The sequence below is a fragment of the Chryseobacterium sp. PvR013 genome, from assembly GCF_017833095.1.
Classification (GTDB): domain Bacteria; phylum Bacteroidota; class Bacteroidia; order Flavobacteriales; family Weeksellaceae; genus Chryseobacterium; species Chryseobacterium culicis_A.
In genome coordinates this window covers 2,999,319-3,018,342 of record NZ_JAFIBT010000001.1, presented here as the reverse complement: position 1 = coordinate 3,018,342, position 19,024 = coordinate 2,999,319, and the positions used below count along the sequence as shown (strand labels likewise).

Annotated in this window: 20 protein-coding genes; 5 read left to right on the top strand and 15 right to left on the bottom strand. The window is 36.4% G+C overall.

Annotated elements, in window-relative coordinates:
* Positions 1-75: 75 nt before the first annotated feature.
* The 3 genes from JOE44_RS13750 to JOE44_RS13740 form a co-directional block, all read right to left on the bottom strand.
* Positions 76-3,111 carry an SMC family ATPase gene (locus JOE44_RS13750; protein ID WP_209786013.1) on the bottom strand — a complete coding sequence of 1,012 codons (3,036 nt, stop codon included), beginning with the start codon at positions 3,109-3,111 and terminating at the stop codon, positions 76-78.
* A 3-nt stretch (positions 3,112-3,114) separates the two neighbouring features.
* A complete protein-coding gene (locus JOE44_RS13745; RefSeq protein WP_209786012.1) occupies positions 3,115-4,320 on the bottom strand; it encodes an exonuclease SbcCD subunit D in 1,206 nt (401 codons plus the stop codon).
* Between the two features lie 210 nt (positions 4,321-4,530).
* Entirely contained in the window at positions 4,531-4,683 is a 153-nt protein-coding gene (locus tag JOE44_RS13740; RefSeq protein ID WP_209786011.1) for a hypothetical protein, read from the bottom strand.
* Positions 4,684-4,806: 123 nt separating this feature from the next.
* Between JOE44_RS13740 and JOE44_RS13735 the strand changes: the two genes are divergently transcribed.
* Together JOE44_RS13735 and JOE44_RS13730 are read left to right on the top strand one after the other, a co-directional pair.
* Entirely contained in the window at positions 4,807-5,055 is a 249-nt protein-coding gene (locus tag JOE44_RS13735; protein WP_105684382.1) for a VF530 family protein, read from the top strand.
* A 146-nt stretch (positions 5,056-5,201) separates the two neighbouring features.
* On the top strand, positions 5,202-5,702 hold the full coding sequence (locus JOE44_RS13730) for a peptidylprolyl isomerase (protein ID WP_209786010.1): 501 nt from the start codon (positions 5,202-5,204) through the stop codon (positions 5,700-5,702).
* Positions 5,703-5,902: 200 nt separating this feature from the next.
* On the opposite strand, the gene JOE44_RS13725 is transcribed toward JOE44_RS13730, so the two are convergent.
* Together JOE44_RS13725 and JOE44_RS13720 are read right to left on the bottom strand one after the other, a co-directional pair.
* A complete protein-coding gene (locus JOE44_RS13725) occupies positions 5,903-6,280 on the bottom strand; it encodes a YchJ family protein (RefSeq protein WP_209786009.1) in 378 nt (125 codons plus the stop codon).
* Positions 6,281-6,427: 147 nt separating this feature from the next.
* Positions 6,428-8,569 (bottom strand): M3 family metallopeptidase, encoded by a 2,142-nt coding sequence (locus JOE44_RS13720; protein ID WP_209786008.1) that lies wholly within the window; start codon positions 8,567-8,569, stop codon positions 6,428-6,430.
* A gap of 254 nt (positions 8,570-8,823) precedes the next feature.
* Here JOE44_RS13720 and JOE44_RS13715 point away from each other — a divergent pair, with 254 nt between their 5' ends.
* The gene (locus tag JOE44_RS13715; protein WP_209786007.1) at positions 8,824-9,651 is read left to right on the top strand and encodes a DUF2807 domain-containing protein; all 828 of its coding nucleotides are present in this window, start codon (positions 8,824-8,826) and stop codon (positions 9,649-9,651) included.
* A 1-nt stretch (position 9,652) separates the two neighbouring features.
* Here the strand turns inward: JOE44_RS13715 and JOE44_RS13710 are convergent, their stop codons facing one another.
* From JOE44_RS13710 to JOE44_RS13685, 6 genes are all read right to left on the bottom strand, one after another.
* Positions 9,653-11,542, bottom strand: a complete 1,890-nt coding sequence (locus JOE44_RS13710) for a monovalent cation:proton antiporter-2 (CPA2) family protein (RefSeq protein ID WP_209786006.1) — start codon at positions 11,540-11,542, stop codon at positions 9,653-9,655.
* A 3-nt stretch (positions 11,543-11,545) separates the two neighbouring features.
* Positions 11,546-12,067 (bottom strand): NAD(P)H-dependent oxidoreductase, encoded by a 522-nt coding sequence (locus JOE44_RS13705; protein WP_105684376.1) that lies wholly within the window; start codon positions 12,065-12,067, stop codon positions 11,546-11,548.
* Between the two features lie 250 nt (positions 12,068-12,317).
* A complete protein-coding gene (locus JOE44_RS13700; RefSeq protein WP_209786005.1) occupies positions 12,318-12,896 on the bottom strand; it encodes a hypothetical protein in 579 nt (192 codons plus the stop codon).
* 98 nt (positions 12,897-12,994) lie between these two features.
* Entirely contained in the window at positions 12,995-13,810 is an 816-nt protein-coding gene (locus JOE44_RS13695; protein WP_209786004.1) for a TPM domain-containing protein, read from the bottom strand.
* Positions 13,791-14,219 (bottom strand): TPM domain-containing protein, encoded by a 429-nt coding sequence (locus tag JOE44_RS13690; RefSeq protein WP_185126838.1) that lies wholly within the window; start codon positions 14,217-14,219, stop codon positions 13,791-13,793. The genes JOE44_RS13695 and JOE44_RS13690 overlap by 20 nt, the downstream gene beginning before the upstream one ends.
* Positions 14,220-14,221: 2 nt before the next feature.
* Positions 14,222-14,827 (bottom strand): LemA family protein, encoded by a 606-nt coding sequence (locus JOE44_RS13685; RefSeq protein ID WP_034693337.1) that lies wholly within the window; start codon positions 14,825-14,827, stop codon positions 14,222-14,224.
* Positions 14,828-14,900: 73 nt separating this feature from the next.
* Between JOE44_RS13685 and JOE44_RS13680 the strand changes: the two genes are divergently transcribed.
* Together JOE44_RS13680 and JOE44_RS13675 are read left to right on the top strand one after the other, a co-directional pair.
* Positions 14,901-15,395: a dihydrofolate reductase gene (locus JOE44_RS13680; protein ID WP_209786003.1), complete on the top strand. Its 495-nt coding sequence runs from the start codon at positions 14,901-14,903 to the stop codon at positions 15,393-15,395.
* Between the two features lie 75 nt (positions 15,396-15,470).
* Positions 15,471-16,040 (top strand): hypothetical protein, encoded by a 570-nt coding sequence (locus tag JOE44_RS13675; protein WP_105684372.1) that lies wholly within the window; start codon positions 15,471-15,473, stop codon positions 16,038-16,040.
* A 35-nt stretch (positions 16,041-16,075) separates the two neighbouring features.
* Here the strand turns inward: JOE44_RS13675 and JOE44_RS13670 are convergent, their stop codons facing one another.
* The 4 genes from JOE44_RS13670 to JOE44_RS13655 form a co-directional block, all read right to left on the bottom strand.
* A complete protein-coding gene (locus tag JOE44_RS13670) occupies positions 16,076-16,612 on the bottom strand; it encodes a hypothetical protein (protein WP_209786002.1) in 537 nt (178 codons plus the stop codon).
* A gap of 4 nt (positions 16,613-16,616) precedes the next feature.
* On the bottom strand, positions 16,617-17,249 hold the full coding sequence (locus JOE44_RS13665) for a trimeric intracellular cation channel family protein (RefSeq protein WP_105684370.1): 633 nt from the start codon (positions 17,247-17,249) through the stop codon (positions 16,617-16,619).
* A 103-nt stretch (positions 17,250-17,352) separates the two neighbouring features.
* Positions 17,353-17,817, bottom strand: a complete 465-nt coding sequence (gene coaD / locus JOE44_RS13660) for a pantetheine-phosphate adenylyltransferase (RefSeq protein WP_209786001.1) — start codon at positions 17,815-17,817, stop codon at positions 17,353-17,355.
* 96 nt (positions 17,818-17,913) lie between these two features.
* Complete coding sequence (locus JOE44_RS13655) at positions 17,914-18,897, bottom strand: D-alanine--D-alanine ligase (protein ID WP_209786000.1); 984 nt, start codon at positions 18,895-18,897, stop codon at positions 17,914-17,916.
* Between the last annotated feature and the right edge of the window lie 127 nt (positions 18,898-19,024).

Genomic DNA, 19,024 nt, shown 5'->3' with positions numbered 1-19,024 from the left:
AATAGAAGTTTATGAGGTGCAAAAGCCACAAAAGATGTATTCTCTTGTGGCTTTTGTAATTTAAAATATATTTAATTAAATAATCTCAATCAAGCTTCCTCTTTCCTCATCTTTAATGATATTGAGGGCTGTAGGGATTTTTTCTTTCAGCTCTTCAACGTGAGAAATAATTCCCACAATCCTGTTTTCTTTCATCAGATTGGTAAGGGTTTCAAATACAATATTCACAGATTCCGTATCCTGAGTTCCAAAACCTTCATCAATAAAGAAGAAATTTTTATCTGCCTGCGCGTTGGCCTGAACACTTTCTGCCAATGCCAGAGCAAGGCTTAAAGAAACCTGAAAGGCCTGGCCTCCCGAAAGCGTTTTTACACTTCTGCTTTTTCCTTCGTTGAGGTAATCAATGATTTCAAAATCGTTATTTTCATTAAGCTGCAGACTCAGCTGGTTTCTGGTCATTCTGTGGAAACGCACATTCGCATGGTCACAAAGCTGTCTCAGATAAATAGATGAAACATATTGCACAAAACCCGCTCCTTTAAACAGATTCATCATGATCTTTAGATTTTCAGCACGTTTCTGGAGTTTTGCCAGTTCTTTTAAAAGAGTTTCTTTTTTTACGAATTCTTTTTCCAGTCGGTCTATTTCTGCAGTTTTGGTAACTACGGAGTCACTGATTTTTTTCTGCTCACTTTGCGCCTCCTGGAACTGCTGTTCAGCCAAAGAAAACTGTTCGTTATCGAATGAAAGTCCCTTCAGTTTTAATTCCAGTTCTCCGATGAATTTCTTTAAAGCTTCAAAATCAACTTTGAAGTTCTGAACTTTGCTTCTCACCAGTTGAACATTGATTTCCTGAAGCAAGATATTCTCAACTTCTCCGAATTCAGTGAAATTTTGATCTGTCAAAGCTTTACCAATAGCTTCTTCATTTCCGGAAATTTCTTTTTCAAGCTCTGTAATCTGTTTTTCAGATTGGCTGACAATTGCCCTTTGCTCCGCCAGTTTTGGAGAAAGAATTTTTTCCTGCTGTAATGCTTTCTGATAATTTTCTTCAGTTTCTTTATTGGATTGTACCAGGTTTTGATAAGCTTCTTCAACCTCTGTTATTTCCTTTTGAGCATACAGATTCCAGTCCAGGATCTTAAGACCGGAGCGGCTGATATTAATCTGTTCCTGTTTTGAAACTTCTTCCATGCGGAAACCTTCCAGAGCACTTTTATACTTTTCCAGCGTTTTGTTTTCCTTGTCAATATTTTCCATTTCAACGGCTATATTACGTTCCGTTTCTTCAATCTTTTTCTCAAGATTAAAGGAGTCTGAACGTTTTTTTTCAAAATCCTCTTCCTGATCCGGAGAGAATGGTTTCCAGATGAAATGCTGAAGATGGGTTTCCATATTTTGTTGAATCTGTAGAACAATTTTCTGCTCTGAAAGAAGCTGTTCTTCAAAGATTTTTTTGCGGTCGAGAATCTTATCAATTTCTGCTTCCTGCTTTTGAAGACCGGTTACATCCTGCTCAACGGATGTTATTTTCTCCTGGATGTCGGTTAGCTCAGCATTCACATCATGAAATTCCACAATATGCGGGTGTTCCTTAGACCCGCAAAGAGGGCAGTTTTCACCGTCATGAAGTTCACTGGCAAAACGGGAAAGTTCTTTTTGTATTTTAAGGTGATCCAGTTTCTGAGAAAGCTCTTTTTTCTTTGTTTCTAAAGTTTCTTTCCTGTTTTTGAAGTCATCTTTATAATTTTCGTGATAGGCAAAAGGTTGTAATTCTTCTGCAATTTCTCCGATTTGTTTTTGATGTTTATTAACCTTTTCGGTTTGTTCCTGCAGGGATTTTTTTAAATTTTTTTGTTGAATAAACCAGTTGCCCACATCGGAAAGCAAAGCAGAATCAAGTTTCTGTTCTTTTAAGTTTTTAACCAGGGCAGAAAGCTGATCAATCGTCTTTTGAATCTTTTCTTTGTTGATATCAACTTCTTTTACCTTTTCGGAACCTTTCTGTGTTCTTTCATTCAGAACTTTGATCTCTTCAGAAAATTTCAGGATCTGAATGATGAGGTTCAGGTCGTTTTCCTGGATTCTGGACTGCTCCAAGGCCTTAAACTTTGGTTCAAGGGTTGTGAGCTGCTCTTTTATGATGGTAAAAGCTTTTTCAGTTTCCTGCCGGCTTTTGATCTGTTGTTCTTTATCGTTTCGTTTATCAGCAATTTCTTTTGAAAGCTTATTTTTCTCAATAATCAATGGATTGAAGAGCCTGAAAACGCGGTCATATAATTCCGCCTGGGCTTCCAACGCATCCATCTGAGGTTTCTCTTCAGAAAGTTTGCTGAATTTTTCCTTATTCTGCTGTAAACTGTCAAAATCATTTTTTAAGTTTTTCAGCTGTTGATAACTATTGGAAATCTTTTCAAGTTTCGCATTCGATTCCGAGAGTATCTTCTGCTCCCCGGCCAGCTGTTCTTTCTGTATCTGGATTTTTTCCTCATTGATTTCTTCAAAACCTTTTAGTTGTCCTTCCAGCTGATCCAGTTCAGATCTGTTTTTTACATGGAGTGCAGAAACGTTGTTCTGAAGATCAAATTTCTGAAGATTAAAAATCTCCTTCATCATATTCGTTCTTTCTGCAGCACCCAATTCAAGGAATTCTTTGAACTGCCCCTGCGGAATAATGATGGTTCTTTTAAAATTGGAATAGCTTAAACCAATAATTATTTCGGCATTCGAATGATCTAAAGGAATCCATTTGCCATTAATATGCTCATAAAAAGTAACGGCATTAGGTTTTACTTCTTCGAATTTTTTTGAATTTCTTTTAAAATCACGGGTAGCACGGAAAAGTTTATTCTCATAATTCACAAAATCAAATTCTATATAAGAACTGTTTGATTTCAGATTCATCATGTTGTAAGCCCTTTTATCACGCATGTTCAGACGCTCCGTTTCTCCATAGAGAGCAAACGAAATCGCTTCTAAAACGGATGATTTTCCGGAACCCACAGCACCGAAAATACCAAATAATCCTGCTTCAGTAAGATTTCTGAAATCAATAGTCTGGCGTTCCTGATAGGAGTAAAGTCCTTCGATTGTTAATTGAACAGGGATCATGGCTTATGCATTTAAAATTTCGTTAAACAAATTCATCAGTTCTTCATTGGCTTCCTGCCCACCGTTTTTGGATTTAAAATAGTCTTTAAATAATATATCAATATCCTGACTTAAATTGATTTCATGGCTTTGATCTTTTGATAATTCCAGGTTTTTCACTTTGGGAATAAGATGAACAATTCCGTTGTGCGACTGATAGATTAATCTTCTTTCATCAGCTGTCAAAAAAGTCTCACTCTCAAGGGTAAGTTCTATAAATGTATATGGGTTTTCACCCAACCAGTTGACAGTATCTTCAATGGAGGTAAATGTTTTTCTGACTAAAATTCTTCCTTTTGTAAGCATTTTCTTCTCGTAAGAAACAGGTTTTCCCGGCTCTGCATCAATAATGGAAACATACTTGGTCTGTCCCGCTTCACTGAAACTGTAGCACAGAGGAGAAGAGGAATAAATAACCGGTTTTTCCTTCGTTCCGATATTCTGAAACCCATGCAGGTGGCCCAAGGCTGTATACTGAATCTGTTCAGGAATGCTATCCGAAAAAATAAGATCGGCATTTCCGATTTTAATAGGTTTTTCTCCTTCAGGCTCTTCCAGAACTTCCGAACCTCTTTTATTCATATATAAATGGGCAGTGAGAAGATTAACTCCGGAATCATCACAAAACTGATCGGCAAGATTTTTCCATGTTTGTGAAAGAACCCTGTTGATTTCTTCCTCTTTATTTTCGCCAAAATATTCCTTTAACCGGATTTCATTGGCATAAGGAGTGTGAAGAATTCTTACCGGGAAATCTATTCCTTCTATTTTCAGTTCGATAAAACCTTCTTTTGAATGGGTAATGTTGAAATATTCTGTACCGAAAGGGCTGATCTCTGCTTTAGGATGGCCTATTAAAATGATTCCGCATTCCCTGGCCAGAGGATCAGGAGCATTGATTAAACTGGGAGAATCATGATTACCGGAAATAGCAATTACCGGACGTTTACCGTTTAGTGATAACCGTTTTAAAGTTTTATAAAAAAGTTCAACGGCCTCTACACCCGGATTGAAATTATCGAATAAATCTCCGGCAATTAAAACTAAATCAACGTTTTGCTCGTCGGCAATCTGAACAATTTCATTCATCACCAAAACCTGTTCTTCTAGTCTTGAAAAACGGTCGAGGCGCTTACCCAAATGCCAGTCGGCAGTGTGGAGGATTTTCATAATTTAAGTTTGAGAATTAAAAAAGAGTATATGCAGAGAATTATCCTGCAAATATTAAAATGTAAATATAGAAAATACCTAATTTTAAAAAATAAGGTTTCCCTTAATTCAGATAAAAATTTCAGACGATTTTGCCTGTTGCCAGCTATTATTTTAGTACCTTAAATCTAGCTGTTTCAAAAACTGAGCAGGTTTTAGCAAAGACTGATTTTACAGTGTATTATCACTCTTCCTTGCTTTGAAATCTTCTCGGATTTTCTTTAACTTGGCTTTCCTTTCTGCTTCTGCATTTTGTATTTTGCGTTTTTTCTGATCAATTTTCTTTTTATTTTTTTGCCTGTTCGCTTCGTTGTTTTTGCTCATATTTTTTTGTAACGAATAATTTTTATGGATGAGAATAACTTCTTCAAAAATAAGAAACAAAAAGGGAAGAAGCGTTGTGGATTTCCGTATAAACTTATAATAATTTAATTTTGCAAAAAAAAGATGGAACAACAGTCCAAAGATCCTTTACATGGAAAAAGGCTGGATGCTATCCTTGAAGAACTCGTAGAATACTATGAAGGTTTTGAAAAGCTTGGCGAACAGATCAATATAAAATGTTTTACAGATAACCCAAGTATAAGCTCTTCCTTGAAGTTTTTAAGAAAAACACCCTGGGCAAGAACAAAAGTTGAAAGTTTGTATCTCTTCGTCCTGAGACAGAAAAAAAGAGAGGAAGGTAGAAGAAAATAAAGGTGGTAAAAAGGAGATCTGTTTTTCTTTATGCCTTTCATAGCTTCCTTCTTCTATCTCCTGGCTTCCAAGCTCATTGAATCATTTCAAAAATAGTATATTTGTATTATTAATCGTGAAACGAAATCACGAAAAAAAGAAAAAATATGACAATTGAAAACAATCACGTTGTAGCTGTACGTTACATCCTTCACACTATCGAAGCGGACGGAACTAAAGTTCTTGTAGAAGAAACAACAGCAGAAAATCCACTTACATTTTTGTATGGTGTAGGAATGATGATTCCAAAGTTTGAACAAAATATCTTAGGTTTAAAAGCTGGTGATAAAGCTGCTTTTGTTATTCAGCCTGAAGAAGCTTATGGTGAAAGACAGCCTGATGCTATCGCTCAATTGCCAATTGAGATGTTCAAAGAATCGGGAACTCCACCTATTGGAGCTATTTTACCTTTATCCGATAACCAAGGGAATAATTTCCAGGCATTTGTGGTAGAAATAACACCAGAAGTTGTAGTTGCAGATCTTAACCACCCAATGGCAGGTAAAGTGTTAGACTTTGAAGTAGAAGTTTTGAACACACGTCCGGCAACTGAAGAGGAATTGGCACATGGTCACGCTCACGGAATTGACGGAAACGAAGCTCACTAAAAAATAAAAAAATGACCGACTTTCGGACATTTTTTAAATACCAAATACGAAATAAGCCAAAGATAATTCTTTGGCTTATTTTTATTTATAAGGTACAATAGTTAATGAATGCTTGGCATTCCCCTCTTTCGGAGGGGTGTCAAAAATTCTTTAAATTTTTAACGGGGTGGTTCTACACACAAAGCATCACTCTATATTTACTAATCCAAAAATTCTCCTGAAACATAATACCATCGTTCATGCATTTTCTGAAAAAGAGAAAACTCATGATGAAGTTGAGGATGGCCATCCTGATCTGTATAATAGGCTTTAAACTCTACATGATTTAAAGTGGGAGTCCGGATGATTTCCAGCTTTGTCCACTGGTTGATTTCTCCCCATTCCTGAAGGTCTTTCTTATTGTGGTATTTTCTTTTTCCGGGAAGAGTAGTTTCCATCAGATATTCACCATTGGGAATAGCAAATGCGGAGAACCTTGAACGCATCAGAGCTTTAGCCGTTGGAGCATGTTTTTCTCCGGTATGATAAGGCTTGCAGCATTCTTCGTAGGATTTTCCTGAACAGCAGGGACAGTCCATATATTGTATTTAAAATTTTAGATGCAAAAATAATCAATATCAATAGAAACGGGCTTTAGCCCGTTAAAAAATAAACAAATAAAAATCCATTGGCTTTAGCCGAAACATAAAAAGAAGCACTCTAATTAAAGAATGCTTCCCGTTAATTTATTTAATAAAACCTCTGTTTCTTAATAAAGGTTTGATATCCGGATCGTGTCCTGTAAAGTCTCTGAATGCCTGATTCAGATCTACAGAATTTCCTACAGACAGAATGTATTTTCTGAAACGGTCACCATTTTCTCTGGTCAGGCCTCCGTTTTTGCTGATCCATTCCCATGCATCGTTATCCAATGTTTCAGACCATAAATAAGCATAGTATCCTGCTGAATATCCACCTCCCCAGATGTGTGCAAAATAAGGAGTATGGTATCTCGGAGGAACTGTTGCTAAGTTGAATCCATGGCTGGCTAAAGATTGTTTTTCAAAATCTAAAACAGGAATGAACTGACTGTCATTGCTTACGGTATGCCAATCCATATCAAGCTCGGCAGCAGAAACCAATTCAGTAGTCATATATCCTTGGTTGAAAGTAGACGCTTTTTTAATTTTTTCTACCAAAGCCTGCGGAATAGGCTGTTTTGTTTCATAATGAACAGCATAATTCTTCAGAACAGCAGGATCCAAAGCCCAGTGCTCATTGATCTGAGACGGGAATTCTACGAAGTCTCTTGGTACATTTGTTCCTGAAAGAGAAGGGTATTTCTGGCTGGCAAACATTCCGTGGATGGAGTGTCCAAATTCATGGAAAATAGTTGAAACATCGTCATAGCTGATTAATGAAGGTTTTCCTGGAGCTGGTTTCTGGTAATTGTAGCAGTTAACGATTACAGGTTTTGTTCCTAATAAATAAGACTGCTCAACAAAATTGCTCATCCATGCTCCACCGTTTTTAGAATCTCTTGTATAGAAATCCAGGTAGTAAATGGCGATAGATTTTCCATCATGATCGAAAACTTCGTATGTTACTACATCAGGGTGGTACACCGGAAGATCTGTTCTCTTTTTGAAAGTCAGTCCATAGAATTTTTCAGCGGCAAAGAAAACTCCTTTTTCCAGAACCGTTGTGATTTCAAAATAGGGTTTTATTTGGCTTTCATCAAGATCAAATTTAGCTTTTCTTACCTGTTCAGCGTAGAAATTCCAGTCCCAAGGTTCTACTTTGAAACCTCCTTTCTGCTGATCAATAAGATCCTGAATATCTTTTGCTTCACGTCTTGCTGTTTCCACTGCAGGAGTTGCAATCTGATTCATCAGTTGGGTAGCTGCTTCAGGTGTTTTGGCCATCTGATCCTGAAGTTTCCACTCAGCAAAGTTTTTCTTACCTAAAATCTGAGCTTTTTTCAATCTCAGCTTAGCCAGTTGCTCAATCGTAGATCTTGTATCATTAGCATCTCCTTTTTCAGCTCTTGTCCATGATGCTTTGAACAGCTTTTCTCTGGTAGCTCTGTTTTTCAAGTTTTGTAAAAGAGGCTGCTGTGTTGTATTTTGTAACGCCAGAAGATATTTTCCAGGTTGTCCTGCTGTTTTAGCATCAGATGCTGCCGCAGCAATTTCATCAGCAGAAAGGCCGTCAAGCTCTTTAGCATCAGAGAAGAAAACTCCACCTTGCTTTCTTGCCTCCAGTAATTTATTGGAATATTGAGTAGAAAGGGAAGCCAGCTCCTGGTTGATTTGTTTTAGTTTTTCTTTATCAGCTGCAGAAAGGTTCGCTCCTGCGATTTCAAAATTCTGCTTATAATATTGTACAAGTCTTTTGCTTTCAGAATCAAGACCGTCTTCTTTGATGGATTGTATTCTTTTATATAGATTTTCATTCAGGTACAATTTATCAGAATGTGCAGCAAAAATAGGTGCATATTCTTCATCCAAAGCCTGTAAGGTAGGATTTGTATTGGCACTTGTAAGATTGGAGAATACAATTTGTGCTCTTCTTAATACTTCGCCACTTTTTTCCAATGCAACGATGGTATTTTCAAAAGTAGGAGCAGCAGGATTGTTGGCAATCTTTACAATTTCAGCTTCATGCTGCTTTAAACCATAGTTAAAAGCAGGTTTGAAGTGTTCATTTTTGATTTTGTCAAACTCCGGAGCTTCATACTGAAGCTTGCTTTTCTTCATAAAAGGATTTGAAGATAAAGAGGGATCAGGGGCAGGAAGCTCCTGTTGAATATCGGTCTGTTTCATTGTAGTACAAGATTGATTGAACGCCAAGGCAGAAATTAATAATACCGATGAAATATTCTTCATAAATATAGTTGTTATTAAATGATAAAGATATTAAAAACTTGTATCATAGAATCTATTTTGGCGTATGTATTTATTGAAACCGTTCCGGGAGTGTTTTTAAATGAATGAGTTAGGTAGGGTAAGTAAAGAAAAGGGTTTCTGAAAAATCTGTGTTGCAGACAATTGCAGTATTTTTAAATGTAATGTAATATTTTTTATAAATTAGTTGTTATTTAATAAAGGAATCAAAAAAATAATCAACAAAAGAAATAAGCATGAAAACAAGGACTTTATTTATTTTTTCAGCCTTAGTGGCATTGGCCTCATGTAACGATAAACATGAGAACAGAAACAGAGACGGAGAAGGAGACAGAAATAACTGGGTAGAGAAAGTAGTAACGAAAGAAAGTGGCCCGATACAGCATAAAGAATTTAACGGAGATTTTGATGAAATCCAGGTTTCACAAGCCATAGAAGCTGAAATTATAAAATCTGAAACAGAAAAAGTAGAAATCTCAGCACCTCAGAGTATCATCAATGAAATTCTTGTAGATAATGATGGTGGAAAACTGCATATTCATTATAAGCCGGGGATCAGAGTGATGAATATCAGTAAAGTGACGGCAAAAATTTATACAAAAGATTTTAAGAAACTTCTTGCTGACTCAGCTGCAAGAATTATTGTAAAAGATAAATTTACCCAGGAAAAAACAGAGATCGAAGCATCTAGTGCAGGAAGTATTTCCGGAGATCTGGAGGCTAACGATATGGATATCAATGTAAGCAGCAGCAGCAGTTTCGATGGTAAAATCTGGGCTGTCAACCTTGATATTGAATCTTCATCTGGATCCACACTTGATCTTTCCGGAAAAGCAAAAAAAGTAGAGGTAAGTGCTTCTTCAGGAAGCAGTGTTTCTGCTAAAGGAGTTGTTGCTGATAATGTAGACGCTGATGCTTCCAGTGGAGCAAGTATTCAGATCAGTGCTGTTTCCAGTGTGAATGCAGGCGCTTCATCCGGTGGAAGTGTAGACATTTCGAAAAAAGGAGAGCTTAAGAGTGTCATCAAAGATGAAAGCAGTGGTGGAAGCGTAAACATCCAATAAATTAACCTTGGGATTCCTCCTCATCTTCTTCATCAGCGGATGAGGAACCTTCCCAGTTTTTATTATCAAAATTAAGATTGTCATAAGCTAATAATTCCTCCTCCCGTTGGAGGATTTCTTTTGTGGTAAATAGTGTAATGTCATCATTATTTTCCTTCATTTTTGCCAGTTTTCTGACTGAAGCTTTATCAATAGCCATAAATCTTTGTCCAAGACGTCTTGCAGCATATTTCCTCATTCCCGTTTCATGAAGTACATCCACAGCCATATCAACCGCTGTTCCTAATGTTTCACGGTAGATATGATTAACACCGCTGTTTAGATAATCATAAGCATCAATCCTGTTTTTCGCTCTTACAAAAATTTTCACATTGGGATAATGTTCACGCACAAGTTCTGCAATGAATTTGTTATCATCTGAATCATCCAGACATAAAACCAGAATTTCAGCATCTTCAATTCCTGCGGCTCTTAAAATAGGTATTCGGGTGGCATCACCATAATAGACTTTAAAACCATAGCTTCTGAGCAATTTCACACGATCAGAATCACGGTCCAAAACGGTAGCGGGTATTTTATTGGCTTTTAAAAGACGTCCCACCGTACTTCCAAAATGCCCAAAACCTACAATAATAATTTTCTTTTGAGTAACATCACTGTCGAGAATATTATAATCATGTTCTTCCTCTGGAATTTCTTTAATGAATTTCGGAGTAATCAACTTATCATTGATAATAAGAAGGATGGGAGTAATACACATGGTGATTGCCGTAACAGCCATCATTTGTGCATTCATTTCAGGACCTAAAAGATAGAGATCCGACGCATAATTGAGCAGTACAAATGCAAATTCTCCTACCTGAGAAAGCGCAAATGCATAAAAAAGACTCTGAGGAGTATCTATCCTGAAAAACTTTCCAATCGTATATAAAACAACAAATTTTACGGCCAGTACAGCAAAAACAGTACTGAAGATAAATAACGGATCTTGCTGAATAATATTAAAATTGATCGTTGATCCTACACTGACAAAGAAAACAGCTAACAGCAGTCCTTTGAAAGGATCAATCTGGGCTTCCAGTTCATGACGGAATTCACTGTTGGCAAGCATTACTCCTGCGAGGAAAGCACCCAGTGCCGGAGAAAGCCCGATAACAACCATCAGTTCAGAAACTCCAATAACGAGGAATAGTGAAGAAGCCGTCAATAATTCTGACATTCCAGATTTTGACACATAGCGCAGGAATGGAACAAAGACATATCTGCCCAGTAAAATAAGCAAAGCTACTCCGAAAATTACGGTTCCGGCCTGAAGCCATTCCGGTAGTTTTTGGATCAGAATCTGAATTTCATTATCATGATGCTTGGCTTTATAATTGGCCAGAATAGGGAGTATTGCCAAAATAGGAATCACTGAAATATCCTGAAACAACAAGGTAGAGAATGAAGCTTCTCCTGCTGTCGTCTTAAGGTTATTCTTTTCCTGCAAGGTCTGGAGGACAATTGCGGTAGACGATAAAGCAAAACACATCGCAATAGCTATAGCTTTGTCTACTCTCCAGCCTACACTTGTAAATACTAAGAAAAGCAAAAGAATGGTGAGTACCATTTGGGAAAGTCCCAGACCCATTATTTTTTTTCGCATTTCCCAGAATTTACGGGGTTCCAGCTCTAAGCCCACCAAAAATAAAAGCATGATGACTCCAAACTCGCTGGCATGCATAATGTCATTTACATTATTTCCTGTAAGTTTAAGGACATAAGGACCTATAATGATTCCTCCTAAAATATAACCGATTACAGAGCTCAACCCTAATTTCCTGGCTAATGGAACCATAATAATGGCTACACCCAGGAAGATTAATGTGTTCATCGCTAAGCTGGATTCCATATGCTATTGATTGAGTAGTTCTGTAAATTCCTTTTTATGTAAAATAATTTCTTTTTTAGAAAGCTTGTTAGCTTCGTATACGATTTTGATGTGCCTGATATCAGCTTTGAAAACCTTTAATGAAACAATCAGTCCGCTGATGAGTTCATCTATGGTGTATTGATAGGTTCCGGTTTTGCTGAAAGATCTTTCTTTTCCACCTGTGGTGACCAGAATATACACTTCTTTTCCTTCCAGAGGATTATGCTCACCTTCTTTAAGCCAGTCTCTGTCGAAAACTTCATCAATCCATAATCTGAGAAGTGGAGGCATTCCAAACCATATCAGGGGAAACTGAAAAACAAAACGTTCATAGTTCTTAAGACGTTTTCTTTCCCGGAAAGCAGCGATATGAAAATCAGGATATTCTTCGTAAAGATCTCTTAGGGTATAATGCTGGTGGCGAACGTAGAAATTGATGAGCTCTACATTCGAATTGGAGTGCTCCAGATAAGGGTGTGCAAATACTACCAGCGTCTTCTTCATAATCCTGTTTTCAGTAAATATAATAAAAAATATTGAATAAAAGGTGGTTTTTTAACGCTTTTATTAATTTTTTAATATGGAAAATTGAATTTAATGTTAAGATTAAATAAATAAAGGGGGTATTTTTGTCATTTAGATAAAAAACAAGTATTAGTTGTTGGGAATGAAGACAGGAATGAATAGAATAATCGGTTGAAAATCTCTTTATTCATTCTTTAATTCGGGTATGAGCTTTGTAAAAAGATATTGTTTATTTTTTGAAGCTGCTTAAGGTTTTGCGTATGTCTTCACGAAGAATAGTAATCATATCCTGTTTGGTGACTAAATATTTATCATCTTCAGGATTCTCAGTACGTTGATACCAGTAGATATCTTCTTTTATGATTTGTAAATTGGAAGGAAGATCTTTTATTTTAACAAATTTAGAATCTCCATTGATACTTACTATTTTTTCTGAATAATCATTTCCGGTATCTTGTTTATATAAACTTTTTATGGTTCTGTTTTCCTTCTTAGGGATCGCAAAATGAGATGATTCATACACAAAGCCAAACTTAGACTTTTCCGAATAACAAAGAGCTATAACGAATTCTTCATCATTAATTTTGACAATTCTAAAATCACTCAGCCATTCAAAACCTGCATTTTTCATTTCTTCTTTTAAGATCATGCTGGCTTCTGTTTTATTCAGCCATACCGTATATAATCTTTTGCTTTTTAAATTTTCTTTATTGTTGTTATAAAAATTATAATAGTTTTCTGAATTTATTTTCTGAGAAAATGTACTGATTGAGAAAAGTAAAAAGAAAAGATTAAATAAGAATTTCATGGGTTGAGTTGAATAAAAATTGTAATGAATTCGAAAAAGAATTTAAAATGATAATGTAAAAAAGATGAGATAGATGTACGTTCTTTTAAGGGTGAATTTTACCATCCTCCGGATGCACCGCCGCCTCCAAAACTTCCGCCACCGCCGAAGCCTCCAAAGCCGCCGCCGCCACCGCCGGAACTTCCTCCGCCAAAGCCACCGCCTCCGAAACTGCCTGGGAATGGGAAGAACCCGCCAGGATAATTTCTGCGTCCTTTTCTTGTGATAATCACATCATCATCGTCGTCATTATTTCCGCCACGTCCGCCGCCTCTGTTACCAAAAAGGATAGCAATAATGATGAAAATAACAAAAGCAATAATAAGGACTTTAAAAGCACTTCCGTTGCCGGAAGGAGCTGTGGTTGCTACAGGTTTGAATTTTCCCTCAACAGCCTCCATAATGGCTGAGGTTCCACCGTTGATTCCTTCATACCAAAGGCCTTTCTTGAAATTTGGGGTGACAATATAATCTAAGATCTGTCCTGCTACGGATGCTGTAAGATATTGTTCCACGGCACGTCCCTGCTGGATAGACATGGTTCTGTCTTCTGTGGCGATAAGGAAAACCACTCCGTTGTCAACACCCTTTTTTCCGATTTTCCATTTCTCTCCGAACATGGTAGCCAGAAAATTCACATCTTCTCCTTTGGTGGAGCGGATGATGACTACTTCAATTTCCGTTGAGGTAGAATCTGCAAACTTGATCAGTTTATTATTAAGGGCATCTTTTTCCTGCTGAGAAAGCAATTCTGCTTCATCAAAAACAGGATAGAGAACTGCTGGTTTTTCAGGAATGGTGTATTGTGCTGATACAAAAGTGTAAAAGCAGAGTAGTAAAAATGAAAATACTATTTTAAGAGAATGTAATTTCATTTGAGAGTTGGTTTGGATTTTCTCCTTCTACAGGAAAATATTTTTTGAGTTCAAGTCCTGTTTCCAGGATGGCACTTTTCAGAGCCTGATAATAATTTCCTTTGGCAAATTCAGCAGTGATATAATCGTGAAGATGATCCCAGTAAGACTGTCTTACCTTTTCATGAATTCCGATATCTCCAATAATAGTAAGATATTTTTGTTCGAAATTCACATGGAAAAGCACAGCATTCCGGTCAGCCGTTTTATCCATATCGAGTTTTTTGAAAACATCAAATGCCGTTTTAGCATCACGGTTTTCTGTATTGGAATCAATATGTACCCTGATCTCTCCCGTAGAATGATCTTCTGCAGACTGAATCGCTTCCACGAGGGAAGCGATCTGTTGATTTGTTAGGAAGTTACCCATTATTATTTGAATACTTCAGGGGCTTTCTGAGCTCCTGCATCAGCTTTGAAATAAGGTTTTTCTTTAAAGTTGGTGAAATTCGCCAGAATATTATTCGGGAAAGTCTTGATGGAAGTATTGTAATCCTTTGCAGCATCGTTATAATAAACAGTTTCTGTTCTGATACTGTTTTCGATAGCGGTATATTCTCTCTGGAAGTTGATATATTGCTGGTCTGCTTTTAAGTTAGGATAAGACTCTACTACGGCCATCAATCGGCTTAAAGCACCCGATAATTCTCCTTGTGCAGCCTGGAATTTGGCAAGATCAGCTTCGGTCATATTCGTAGGATCGATATTGATAGAAGTCGCTTTGGAACGAGCTTCTACCACTTGAGTTAAAGTTTCCTGCTCAAATTTTGAGTACGATTTTACCGTTCTTTCCAGGTTAGGAATAAGGTTTGCTCTTTTCTGATATACGGTCTCTACATTAGACCATTTTGCGTTTACAGTCTGTTCTTTGTTGACAAAGCTGTTATATCCGCTTTTTCCCCAGAAGAATAGAATAGCAACAATAATAAGAAGGGCAATACCAATGGTTCCTGCACCCAGACATCCTTTATTTTTCATAGTTTATTTTTTTAAATTTTTTGTGCTAACCAAATATACAAATTATGTGCTAATTTTGTAAAAAATTATTTGAATGACAACAATAGTGGTGGCAATGGGAGAGAAAAACGAAATTGGTTTTGAAAACCAGTTGCTTTGGCATCTTCCCAAAGATCTAAAACATTTTAAAGATATTACTTCAGGACATCCGATTATAATGGGAAGAAAAACGTACGAAAGTATTGGCAAGCCTCTTCCGAACCGTACCAACATTGTTGTGTCAAGAAAGAAAGACTGGTTTGAAGAAGGAATTCTTATCGTGGGAAGCATTAAAGAAGCTTTGAAATTTGCTAAAAAGATTGATGAGGAAGTTTTCGTTATCGGTGGAGGAAATATCTATGAGCAGACTATTGATTTAGTAGACAGACTTGAGGTTACTCTGGTGAAAGCAGATCTTAAAGCAGATACATTCTTTCCAAAAATAGATCAGAAAATCTGGAAAAAAACAAACGAAACCTGTCATGAAAAAGATGAAAAAAATGGCTATGATTTCTGCTTCCAGACGTTTGAAAAAATTAAGAGCGAATAGTTATAGGAATTCTAACCTCTAACTTCTAGCTTCTAATCTCTAATTTATTTATCTTTGCACTTTTAAAATTTAATAATGAATAAATACATAAAAATTGCAGTAGCAGCACTTCTTATCCTGTTAGGACTTTATATGATGTTTTTCACAAGAAACCTTGGGTGGGGAATTGTTGTTTTTCTTTTAGCTGCATTCCCAATCTTACTATTCTTCAAGAACGAATATATTCTGTTGGCATTCTGGCAATTGAGAAAACAAAATATGGAAAAAGCCGGAGAATGGTTATCAAAAATAACAGATTATAAAGGCCAGCTTCACAAAACTCAATACGGATATTTTCACTATTTATCAGGATTGACACAAGCTCAGGATCACCCTGCGAAAGTAGAACCTTTCATGAAGAAAGCGTTGGAGTATGGTTTAAATATGAAACACGACAGAGCAATGGCTACGTTGAATCTTGCGGCAGCAGCTATTTCCAAAGGAAGAAAACAGGAAGGGCAGAAGTTGTTGGAAGAAGCAAAAAGATTAGACAGCGCAGGCATGATGACGGATCAGATCAAAATGATGAAAGATCAGTTGAAAATGCCGACTATGCAGAAACATATGCATAACCCGAATATGAGAAACAGAGGAAAATTCTTCTAGTCAATAAAAAAATATAATATAAAAGTCCTGATTTTTCAGGACTTTTTGTTTTTTATGATTGGAGGCGGTGGAGGTGCTTCCTGTTTAAAAAATGTATCTTTTGGGTAAATGTTTTCCTTAACGGCAAACAAACTATCATGCTTCATAAACTTATCTTGGAGTCCGTCATCATAAAATTTCCGGCTTTGTTTTTTATAGGTTACCGTAACCAGAGGGAAATCTCCTTTCTCATGCGGTTTATCTTCTTTGTTCAGGAATTTAAGATAATTTTCAAAAGACAAAGGATCGCTGGCTTTTACTTTATAGATTCTTTTAGGTAATGTTTGGCTCGTTTTACCATATGATGCTATTTCAGAGTATTTCTCCAGAAACAGAGTGTCATGCTGCTTGGTAAAAGTATAGGTTTCAAATGCAAGGAATGTGCAGGCTGAAAGATCAGTCATGATCTTAAACGTATCTCCGTTTTCCATTCTTTCGGAAAAATGATAAAGATCTTTATTCAGATCAAATTGACTCTCGTGTTTGCAGGAGAATAAAGAAAATGATAGAATGATAAGAGGTAATTTTTTCACAAAGTTACATTTCCGAATTCTGGTCGTAGCCATAGAACTTAGGCATCTGCCAATGGTATTTTACTGCAAAGGTTCTTATAGCAACAATCAGTAAAATAGTGAAGATTTGTATAAAAGTATAAGAAAGCATGGTATATCTGGTCATCAATAAAAATGCAGAACCTCCCAATATACATGCTGTGGCATAAATTTCCTTTCTGAAAATTAATGGAATTCTGTTGAGCAATATATCCCGGATAATCCCTCCGAAACAACCTGTTATGGTTCCTAAAGCAATACAGATCATAGGATGGATTCCTGCATTTAAGCCTTTCTGAACTCCGATAATGGTAAATAATCCAAGACCAAAGCTGTCGAAGATAAATAAAGTGACTTTAAAGTTCTTTTCAAGAGATTTGAAGACCATTGAAAAAATGCTGGTCACGAGAATCAAAGCACACATCAGAAGATCATGCATCCAGAATACAGGGATATCAAGCAGTAAATCTCTTACAGTTCCTCCTCCCACAGAAGTTACAAATGCAATAATAAGCACTCCGAACGGATCAAGCCGTTTCTGCATTGCTGCAAAACTTCCCGACATGGAAAAGGCAATGGTCCCCAGGACTTCTATAGCAAAATTGAACTGTTCGTGCATAAGTTATGAATGATAAATGATAATTGATGAATGATTTTTTGCTTAAGCAAATTCTTGGCCATTGTATCAATTATCATTTATCGCTTATCAAATATTGTTTTGTTTATCTTTCTACCCTAACTGAGTCCGGAACCATCAGTTCATATTCGCCGCCGTGGGTAATGATTTCCCTTACAATGCTGCTGCTGATGAAAGATTTTCCAGAAGAAGTCAATAAGAATACGGTTTCCAGTTTTTTGTGAGCTAATGTTCTGTTGGTATGAGCAATTGCTTTTTCAAATTCAAAATCGGCAGGGTTTCTCAGTCCTCTGATAATATACTGAGCATTTTTCTCAAAACAGTAATCCACTGTTAAGCCTTCAAATGAGTCTACTTCCACGTTGGGAAACTCTGCTACAGAATTCTGGATAAATTCCACTCTTTTCTCAAGAGGGAACATATATTTTTTCTGAGAATTCTGGCCGATAGCGATGATTAATTTATCAAATAGCGGTGCCGCTCTTTCTATAATGTCGTAATGTCCTAGTGTAATCGGGTCAAAAGACCCTGGGAAAACAGCAATTTTCATGTTGTACGAGTTATAATTTTGAATCGTGAATTATCTGTTATAAGCTGTGAGTGTATTTTGCTTCTGGCTTCTAACCTCTAATTTCTAACTTCTATTTTATTTATTAAGTGCTTTTTCAACTTCATTTCCGCAAAGATCCATGATGGAAATTCCATAATGTCTTGCCTGCTGAGGAAGGATACTTGCAGGAGAGAATCCCGGGTTGGTATTCATTTCAAGCATATAAGGAATTCCGTTCATCAGAATAAATTCACTTCTTGAAAAACCGCTCATCCCTAATGAATTGTATGCTCTTTTAGCAATTTCTTCCACTCTCTTTGTAGTTTCTTCGTCAATTCTTGCCGGTGTAATTTCTTCAGAAGCTCCTTCGTATTTTGCTTCATAATCGAAAAACTCATTAGTAGGAACAATTTCTGTAATTCCTAACACAATAGTTTCTCCTTTAAAATCAATAACGCCTACAGAAACTTCCATACCATCAAGGAAACTTTCAATCAGGATTTCATGATCTTCTTTGAATGCAATTTCAGTAGCCGCAATCAGTTCTGATTTTTCTTTTACTTTGGAAATTCCCAGCGAAGATCCGGATTGATTAGGTTTTACAAACAGAGGAAGATTGAGTTCTGATACAATCTCATCCACATTAATGTCTTCACCTTTTCTTAAATAAATGCTTTTTGCAGAAGGAATTCCATATTTAGATAACACGGCAAGAGTATCTTTTTTATTGAAAGTAAGAGCACTCTGGTAAAAATCACAACCTGTATATTTTTGACCAATGGCATCCCAGTATGCCTGAAGAATTCCATTTTCCCCCGGAGTTCCGTGGATAATATTGAAACAAACATCAAATTTTAAGACTTCACCATTATCTAAAGTCACAGAAAAATCTCCTCTGTTGATGGCATATTTTTTATCATTTTCTCCTAAAAAATACCATTCATCTTTAAGGACTACTACTTTGTATACGTCATAGAGATTTCTGTCCAGAGAATCATAAATCAATTGTCCGCTTTTTAAAGAAACAACATATTCATCAGAATAGCCTCCCATTACTACGGCAACACTTTTTTTATTCATAACCATATAGTATCAATTAAGGCAAATTTAATCATTTTATGCAATGCAATATGGGAAATCGGCAAATTTTAAAATCGAAAATGAATTGTGTTAAATAAAAAGTCCATTCTAAAATTATTAGCTATAT